We start from the raw sequence: 8550 nt of genomic DNA on the forward strand, positions 1-8550 counted from the left end.
TGATACCAGGCGCCGGGCCGAAACATAGTCGCCCGGCGCCGTATTTGTCTTAGGCGGCGAGAACGCCGCTCTTCTTGGCCGTCCAGGTCGCGATATAGTCCATCAAGCCGGGCGAAAGGCAGTCATAGGGCTCGAGGCCGGATGCCTTCAACTGCGCCCGGACGGCGTCCATTTTGGCGGGTTCGAAGCCACTTTCGATGATCGAGGAGACGAAGGCCGCAAAGGTCGGCTTTGCCCAGCCGCCTTCCTGGAAGCGTTCCGGATGTACGAAGGACAATCCCTGGAACGGATGTTCGCGCTCGACCGGACCGTACATATGCACGCCGCACTCCTTGCAGGCATGGCGCTGGATCAGGGCAGCGGGATCGACGACGGCGAGCTTGTCGCCGTTCTCCAGCACTTCGACGCTTTCGGTCGGCGCAACCGCCACGACCGAAAAGACAGCGCCCTCGGGCTTCCAGCACTTGGTGCAGCCGCAGGCGTGGTTGTGGGCGATGTCGCCCTTGATCCTGACCTTGACCGGATTGCTCGCGCATTTGCACACGAGCGTCCCGCCCGCGAAAGCAGCGTCAGTCGCTCGAAAGCCTGAATCCACTGCCGGATGAATGGCTATGCTGCTCATTGCTTCACTCCCTTCCTCCCTGGCCGTTTGCGTTATGCCCGGCCGAGCTCTGCGTTATTTCCGATCTCCCAGCCTCTGCGCATGCCAGCGCAGATGGTCCTCCATGAATGTCGAAATGAAGAAGTAGGAATGGCCGTAGCCTTCCTGCATACGAAGCTGGAGGTCGATACCAGCCGCCTCGCAAGCCTGATTGAGTTCGCCGGGACGCAATCCATCCTCCAGGAAGCTGTCGGCGGTCCCCTGGTCGACGAGCAGTTCGGGGAAACGATGCCCGTCCTCGATCAGCGAGCAGGCGTCATAGGCCCGCCAGGTCTTTTCGTCGGCTCCGAGATATTTCCGGAACGCCGGCATCGACCAGCCGGAAACCGAGGGATGGCTGATCGGCGCGAAGGCCGAACAGCTCTGGAAGCGGTCCGGGTTCTTGAGCGCGATGGTGATCGCGCCATGTCCGCCCATCGAGTGGCCGAAGATCCCCTGGCGATCCATATCGACCGGGAACTCGGCCGCGATCAGCTTCGGCAGTTCATCGACGATGTAGCTGTACATGCGATAATTCGCTGCATAGGGCGGCTGGGTGGCGTCGACGTAGAAGCCCGCCCCCTTGCCGAACTGCCAGTTGTCGGCTTCATCGGGAACATGATCGCCGCGGGGGCTGGTGTCCGGGCAGACGATGACAAGACCGAGTTCGGCGGCAAGCCGCCGATACTCGCCCTTGTCCATGACATTGGCATGTGTGCAGGTCAGGCCGGACAGATACCACAGCACCGGCAGATTGCGCTCGGCGGCCTGCGGCGGCACGAACACCGCGAAGGTCATGTCGCAGTCGCAAGCCTCGGAGCGCTCGACGTAGACGCCCTGAGTGCCGCCGTAAGACTTATCGGTCGAGATCGTCTTCATGGCTCAGTACATGACCACGCCGCGGATGCTTTCACCCTTATGCATCAGCTCGAAGCCCTTGTTGATGTCTTCGAGCGGCATGGTGTGGGTGATCATCGGGTCGATCTGGATCTTGCCCTGCATGTACCAGTCGACGATCTTCGGAACATCGGTGCGGCCGCGCGCACCGCCGAAGGCCGTGCCCATCCAGGAGCGACCGGTGACGAGTTGGAATGGACGGGTCGAGATTTCCTGCCCCGCACCGGCAACACCAATGACAATGGATTTGCCCCAGCCGCGATGGGAGGCTTCAAGCGCCTGGCGCATGACTTTGGTGTTGCCGGTGCAGTCGAAGGTGTAGTCGGCGCCGCCGATCAGGTCGCCGCCGCGCTTGGTCATGTTGACCAGATAGGGAACGATGTCGTCGCCGACGTCCTTCGGATTGACGAAATGCGTCATGCCGAACTTCTCGCCCCAGGCCTTGCGATCCGGGTTGATGTCGACGCCGATGATCATGTCGGCGCCAGCAAGGCGCAGGCCCTGGATGACGTTCAGACCGATGCCGCCGAGACCGAAGACGATCGCCGTGGCGCCGATTTCCACCTTGGCCGTGTTGATGACGGCGCCGATGCCGGTGGTGACGCCGCAGCCGATGTAGCAGACCTTGTCGAAGGGCGCGTCGGGGTTGATCTTGGCGAGCGCGATCTCCGGCAGCACCGTGTAATTGGCGAAGGTCGAGCAGCCCATATAGTGATGGATCTTGTCCTTGCCGATCGAAAAGCGCGAGGTGCCGTCCGGCATCACGCCCTGGCCTTGGGTGGCGCGGATGGCGGTGCAGAGATTGGTCTTGCGCGAGGTGCAGGAATAGCACTCGCGGCATTCCGGCGTGTAAAGCGGAATGACGTGGTCGCCCTTCTTGACCGAAGTGACGCCCGGGCCGACGTCGACGACGATGCCGGCGCCCTCATGGCCGAGAATGGCGGGGAAAAGGCCTTCCGGATCGGCGCCCGAGAGGGTGAAATCGTCGGTGTGGCAAATGCCCGTCGCCTTGACCTCGATCAGCACTTCGCCGGCCTTCGGGCCGTCGAGTTGCACGGTCATGACTTCAAGAGGTTTTCCTGCCTGAACGGCGACTGCGGCACGAATGTCCAAGATGATCTCCTTTTAATGTGCATTAGGATTGCTATCGGCGCCTCATTCGGCGGCGTTTCTCAGTCCAGTCAGCGCCTTCTAAAATACTCACGTCAGCCGTCACTGCGTATGCCCGCGCTTTCGTCTCCTAACCTGTCTCGGAGAGGCTTCGTCGCCTGCTATCTCCTAGATCGGTGACTTTGAGTTCGGCGTCCCTTGAGCGCCCGGCTTCCAGACCCATTCGCAGCGCCAAAGGGGCACAAGCGAGTCGATAGGAAACCCGCGGATTGCTGAGGTGCTTTGCTCTGATCCGACGGTATGCTCGCTGGTCTTCTTGGTGCATGAGTGTTCGCGAGGAACACCTGCCAGATGTTCTAAAACGCAACCTCATGCGGTCGATCCTTCAAGTATGGAGAAACCTGTATCGACAATCTGAGGCTTCTTATTCCGCTCTGAGTTAGCCAGCAGCAACTCCACTGCCGTCTTCCCGATGGCAAAACGGTTGGACAATATCGTGGAAAGCGGCTTGGGGAGTGTCTGCCCTATTTCCAACCCGTTAAATCCGAAGAGAGCTAATGTTTCCGGAACTGCGATTTCTGCCGCCATGCAGTGCATATATCCGCCGACTGCCATGTCATCGTTCGAGAACACCACGGCATCGATTGTCTTGGCTCGACTGAGCAACTCGGCTAGCGCAGCCTTGCCCGCAAGTGTGGAGCTTGGGCCATTAGTTCGATTTTCTTCGCTCAGAACTAAACCTGCCTGTCGCAACCCCTCAACGAGGCCGAGGTAACGAGCGTGCGCACGCTTGTCGGCGTTCCAATCGTGCCCCACATAGCCAATCTTCGCATATCCACGTCCGATCAAGTGCCTTGCGGCCGACCGCCCAGCCTCAAGATGAGACAGACCCACCGCCAAGTCGATCGGGCGATGGTCGATATCCATGAGTTCCCCGACCCGCACCGTGCTGTTCTTCAGCATCCGACGAGCGGCGGCTGTGTGTTCACAACCGGTGGTAATGATGGCCGCTGGCTTCCAGGCGAGCAAGGATGAAATAAGCGACTCTTCCTTCTTAAGGTCGTAGTCTGTGACGCCGATCATTGGCTGATAATGCGTGCCGGCAAGACCAGCGTGGATTCCGCGAAGAACTTCAGGAAACACAATGTTAGACATTGATGGAAGAATGACTCCGATGATCGCTGAAGATGAGGATGCAAGGGAGCCAGCGGCGCGATTGGGAACATAACCGAGTTTTCGGATAGCTTCGTTGACGCGCTTCCTGGTTGCGGGCGCGATGTAACCCTTGTCGCGGATGACCCGTGAGACTGTGTTCTCACTGACATCAGCCAGGCTTGCCACGTCGGCGAGTGTCGGGGATGACATGATCATTCAACCTCATTCACAAATGCTGTTCGATTTGCGGCGCAACCACGACGACCTCGAATTATCTCAGCGCTAACATTTTTCCCTTGCCCCACGCAAGTATTTTGTGTTAGCGCTGAGATAGATTTTCACTGAGGCCGCCGGGCAACGGCAGTTCGACGGAATATCACGGTGACGAGGCTGGCTTCAACGGCCTTGGATGACGGAGTAACAGTTGCTGCCGGATTTGTACTTATGGTTGCATCTACTTTTACCAGTCGCGTAGCAGAGTGATGAATGTGGGCTTTGTACCTCCGGCCAAGGAAGGCCCCCGGGAGCCAGCATCCGTCACTCTCAGAAAGATCTCAATTAGTATCTGCTCCGCCTGGTCGTCGTGGCGGACGTGCGGATAAACACGAGGATGATTGCATGACAGAGACAAATGTTAATAAGACTTCATCGAGCGCCAGCGAATCTCGCCGCAGCCCCATCCGCTCTGGCGAATGGCAGGACGAGGACCTTCGTGACTTCCTCGACGCGTTCAACAAACACGATGTCGATCGGATCATGGAATACTTCTCCGACGACTGCGTCCTCGAGACGCCCCGAGGACCGGAGATATGGGGTAACCGCTACGAAGGACAAGCCGCAGTTCGCGAGATCTTGTCGTATCGGTTCGGCTGGCTTCCTGACATGCACTATGGCCGCGACGAGCACTGGGCAAAGGGCAAACTCGGGGTTTCGCGCTGGGTGCTTACCGGAAACTCGGTGGACGGCGACCGTATCGAGGTGCAGGGTTGCGACGTGATGCAATTGGATGATGCCGGCTTCATCTGCCACAAGGACTCGTATTGGAAAATCATCCAGCCCCCATCCTGAATTCAAGCGAGATTTCCAACCTAACGATAGCATACTGCAATGGAGGAATTGAGCTATGAGTACACCCAAACGAGTGCGTCGCGAGGACGCGACATCCTACGAGTTCGCGATCAGGGAGCCACAAATCACGGTTGCTCAGGGAGAGCCGTTTGTGTTGGAGACGCGCGATGCGCTCAATGGCCACATCCGCAGCAAAGACGATCACCTGGATGAAGCAACGCTCGGCAAGATCTTTACCGACGGCTTATCCAACCCTGCCGCAGGGCCGGTCTTCGTGGAGGGCGCAGAACCGGGCGACACGCTTGTCGTCGATGTGCTCGAAATCATTCCTGCAGCAACGGGCTTTATCGGCAACCAGGGTGGCGCAGGCGTACTCCTTGGGTCGAAATATTCCGAACTATCAGTCCCGTTTACGGAGCTTGTCGAGCATCGCGTCGGGGCAAGCGGGACGACCTCAGACGGCACAGGTCACGTGAGCAACGGCGCGGTCTGGAATCTGGAGCCACATATCGGATGTCTGGGCGTCGCTCCCCGTAGACCTGAACAAGGGTACGACACATTCACAATGCAGAGTCGATACGGGGGAAATCTCGATGCCACCGACATCAAGAAGGGTCACAAGATCTATTACCCCGTTGCGCATAAAGGCGCGCTACTCTACGCCGGCGATGTCCAGGCGAGCCAGGCCACCGAGTTCGCAGGTTCGGCCAACGAATGCGAGGCTGAAGTCACGCTCGCATGTAGCGTGATTAAGGGTAAGCAGCCGCCCTTCGTTCGCATTGAAACGCCGACGCACCTGATTCAGTTGGCATCGCAGCGGCCTTGGGAGGACGCGGTAAGGCAAGCCCACCTTTGGTTGCTCGACTGGCTTGTCGAAGACCATGGAATGGACCCTCAGGAAGTGATCACGCACTTCAACGGCAACCCCGGTGTGCAGGTGCGCGTCTACTGCACGTACCTCAGCGAAAAGACTAAGGGTTGCGTTGGAGTCCAGTTCCCGAAAGCTTCACTAAAGCCAATCAAACGCTGACCGCCGTTGTTCAGAAGAGCACCGAGTGTCAATCGAAGACGGCGGGCCGTTTGACACCTCGAGTTCTTGTGCAACGTACTCCGCGCCCATATGGGCGCGGACGTTGGTCGCATGGTCAGCCCGGTTACTTATTGGTACCGGGCTGATCATGGCCGTCGGAATCACACCTTACGCCGATCTGGTGTCATCGTTGGCATACCAAGCTTAAGTGTCTTTTCGGAAGGGACGGTGCAGCCGGTATTCGTCGAAGGTGTTTTTGCGCTACGACCAAAGTAACAATAATCGAATCCGTCGGCATGGGATGCCGTGATGCCAGCGTCGTGTCACGATTTCTTGCGCCGATCGCCGGCCTTCGATCGCAGTGCATGACTCAACCGGAGAGGACGTGATGCCGAAGTTTGCAGCAAATCTAACATTGATGTTTAACGAGCTGCCGTTCCTCGAGCGATTCAAGGCCGCAGCGGATGCGGGTTTTAGCGCAGTTGAGTACTTGTTTCCCTACGATTATCCGCCACAGCTGATCGCCGAAAAACTCGCTGCTGCGTCTGTCAATCAAGCGCTCTTCAACATGCCGCCTGGCGACTGGGCTGCAGGTGACCGTGGGCTCGCAAGCCTTCCCGAACGTAGCGCAGAGTTTAAAAAGAGCCTTGCCCAAGCTGTGGCCTACGCCTCCATTATCGGCACTCCATTGCTTCACATGATGGCTGGGCTTGCTCCATCAGATCAACCGGAGGCTATGGCGACATATCTTGATAATCTGAAACACGCAGCGGACGCTACCGGCGCCATTGGGATCGGATTGGTGATCGAGCCAATCAACAGGCGTGACATGCCAGGATATTTTCTCAATGACTTTGACCGGACCGTTGACCTGATTCATAACCTCGGTCATCCAAATGTGAGGCTTCAGTTCGATATCTACCATCGGCAAATCATGCATGGCGATGTAATTACAGCGCTGCGGAACTTGGCCCCCGTGATTGGTCACATACAAACTGCATCAGTTCCTTGGCGCCATGAGCCAACAACGGGAGAATTGAACGATCTACTGATCTTCAGAGAAATTGATGCAATCGGCTATTGTGGCTTTGTCGGCTGTGAGTACCGTCCGATGGCGAAAACTGAAGACGGGTTAGGCTGGTTGCAGCTAGTTTAGGTGCACACCGATTCCGCCGCCTCGCCGTGATTCACCGAAGCACGTCGGCGTCATTCGATCAGCAGGCCGTTAGGCCATCACGAGGATTACGTTCCACGAGGGGTCATCGGTTGGGAGAAAAAATGACGCTTGACTCGAAAAAGCTTGAAAGGAGCGGTTTGGCAAAAGCGCTTGCTACTGCCCATAAGGTCTCCAGTTCTGCCTCTGCAGGACTTTCGACAGATTTCAACGCTGAACTCCATGCTCGACCGTCCATCTATTTCGCCGGACTGGCAATCGTCGAGCACGTTGCTTTCCTAACGATCAATGCGACGATCACAGAATTCCATGATAGCTTAGAAGTCGATGGTGATTTTTCAGTCAGGGTCGAACGGCATACTGAGTTCGTCACAGTCACGCGCTTGCGGAAATTAAATTCGGAGCCCGAGCGTTGGCCCGAACCTGATCTCGGGGAGGGCGATTTTGCGCGGCTAGCGGGATTGAAAACTCCTCGCCTTGTTTGCCACGTCAGTATCCTTGTCCTCGGGAACCCTCCTGGCGAGTTGGGACCGGCGCTGAAATCCTTCGATTTCGGCGATACCGCGGCGTCCTCGATTGGTGGTGGGTCGGCGCAAGTCTGCTCCGATTTCCGGGTCAGACCGGACAATTCAAGTAGGATCATCTTATTCAACAAGGATCTGAATGCGCATCGCCTGGGGCGCATGGTACGTCGTATCTTTGAGATTGAAACCTACAGATCAATGGCGCTGCTCGGATTGCCGGAGGCGCGACGCCTTGCGCCGCTTCTCGGCGAATATGATGCGCAGCTCCTTCAGCTGACCAATCGCAACTTGAGTACTCCTGCAAATCAACACAAGCAGTTGCTTGATGAGATCACTGTTCTTTCATCGCATATTATCTCGGCCACCGCTGAAACCAGAAACAGGTTCGGGGCAACCGCTGCCTACGCCAAAATCGTTGAAGAGAGAATTGCTCTCTTACGGGAAACTCATGTCCCTGGTTTCCAACGTTTCGGCACTTTCGTCGAACGACGATTCAAGCCGGCGATCCGTACTTGCGAGGCAACTGTCTCACGGCTCGAGCACCTATCCAGAGCGACGATGCACCTGCTCGATCTGCTACAGACCCGTATTCAGGTGGAGATTGAATTCCAGAACGCTACACAGATCCAGGCAATGGCCGACCGAGCGGCGACACAGGTCAAGATCCAGCGTGCGGTCGAAGGCTTTTCGATCATCGCGATCAGCTACTATCTAATGAGCTTGCTCAAGCTTGTACATGAGACAGCTGACCACGCAGGCTTCCACGTCGATCCCGTGATTATGCTTGTTGCTATTCCAGTGGTCATGGGAACTGTTGGAATAACCTGGAGTTGCCCCCAAAAGACCGGACATGCTCAGGTTTGAGATTGCGAGCTGATGAACTCGCGCGGCGATTGATATCCTAAAGCACTGTGCGGGTGAAGATTGTTGTAATGCTCGAACCAGAACGGCA

The 8550-nt window shown here is 57.1% G+C and carries 9 protein-coding genes; 4 read left to right on the forward strand and 5 right to left on the reverse strand.

Going from position 1 to position 8550, the window contains the following annotated elements:
• Positions 1-49: 49 nt before the first annotated feature.
• From gfa to EFQ99_RS19640, 4 genes are all read right to left on the reverse strand, one after another.
• The gene (gene gfa / locus EFQ99_RS19625) at positions 50-622 is read right to left on the reverse strand and encodes an S-(hydroxymethyl)glutathione synthase (RefSeq protein ID WP_126922768.1); all 573 of its coding nucleotides are present in this window, start codon (positions 620-622) and stop codon (positions 50-52) included.
• 54 nt (positions 623-676) lie between these two features.
• The gene (gene fghA / locus EFQ99_RS19630) at positions 677-1519 is read right to left on the reverse strand and encodes an S-formylglutathione hydrolase (RefSeq protein ID WP_126922770.1); all 843 of its coding nucleotides are present in this window, start codon (positions 1517-1519) and stop codon (positions 677-679) included.
• 3 nt (positions 1520-1522) lie between these two features.
• Positions 1523-2650, reverse strand: a complete 1128-nt coding sequence (locus tag EFQ99_RS19635) for an S-(hydroxymethyl)glutathione dehydrogenase/class III alcohol dehydrogenase (RefSeq protein ID WP_126922772.1) — start codon at positions 2648-2650, stop codon at positions 1523-1525.
• A 366-nt stretch (positions 2651-3016) separates the two neighbouring features.
• Complete coding sequence (locus EFQ99_RS19640) at positions 3017-4018, reverse strand: LacI family DNA-binding transcriptional regulator (RefSeq protein WP_425376280.1); 1002 nt, start codon at positions 4016-4018, stop codon at positions 3017-3019.
• A gap of 402 nt (positions 4019-4420) precedes the next feature.
• Between EFQ99_RS19640 and EFQ99_RS19645 the strand changes: the two genes are divergently transcribed.
• The 4 genes from EFQ99_RS19645 (at position 4421) to EFQ99_RS19660 (ending at position 8462) form a co-directional block, all read left to right on the forward strand.
• Entirely contained in the window at positions 4421-4870 is a 450-nt protein-coding gene (locus EFQ99_RS19645; RefSeq protein WP_126922774.1) for a nuclear transport factor 2 family protein, read from the forward strand.
• A 55-nt stretch (positions 4871-4925) separates the two neighbouring features.
• Positions 4926-5900: an acetamidase/formamidase family protein gene (locus EFQ99_RS19650; RefSeq protein WP_126922775.1), complete on the forward strand. Its 975-nt coding sequence runs from the start codon at positions 4926-4928 to the stop codon at positions 5898-5900.
• A 388-nt stretch (positions 5901-6288) separates the two neighbouring features.
• Complete coding sequence (gene otnI / locus EFQ99_RS19655; protein WP_126922777.1) at positions 6289-7056, forward strand: 2-oxo-tetronate isomerase; 768 nt, start codon at positions 6289-6291, stop codon at positions 7054-7056.
• A 122-nt stretch (positions 7057-7178) separates the two neighbouring features.
• Positions 7179-8462: a DUF3422 domain-containing protein gene (locus tag EFQ99_RS19660; RefSeq protein ID WP_126922779.1), complete on the forward strand. Its 1284-nt coding sequence runs from the start codon at positions 7179-7181 to the stop codon at positions 8460-8462.
• Here the strand turns inward: EFQ99_RS19660 and EFQ99_RS19665 are convergent.
• A partial coding sequence (locus EFQ99_RS19665) for an integrase core domain-containing protein (RefSeq protein WP_155403616.1) occupies positions 8453-8550 on the reverse strand: 98 nt, incomplete at its 5' end. The two genes, EFQ99_RS19660 and EFQ99_RS19665, sit on opposite strands and share 10 nt — an antisense overlap.

The sequence above is a fragment of the Rhizobium vallis genome (genome assembly GCF_003985155.1).
Taxonomy (GTDB): Bacteria; Pseudomonadota; Alphaproteobacteria; order Rhizobiales; family Rhizobiaceae; genus Rhizobium; species Rhizobium vallis.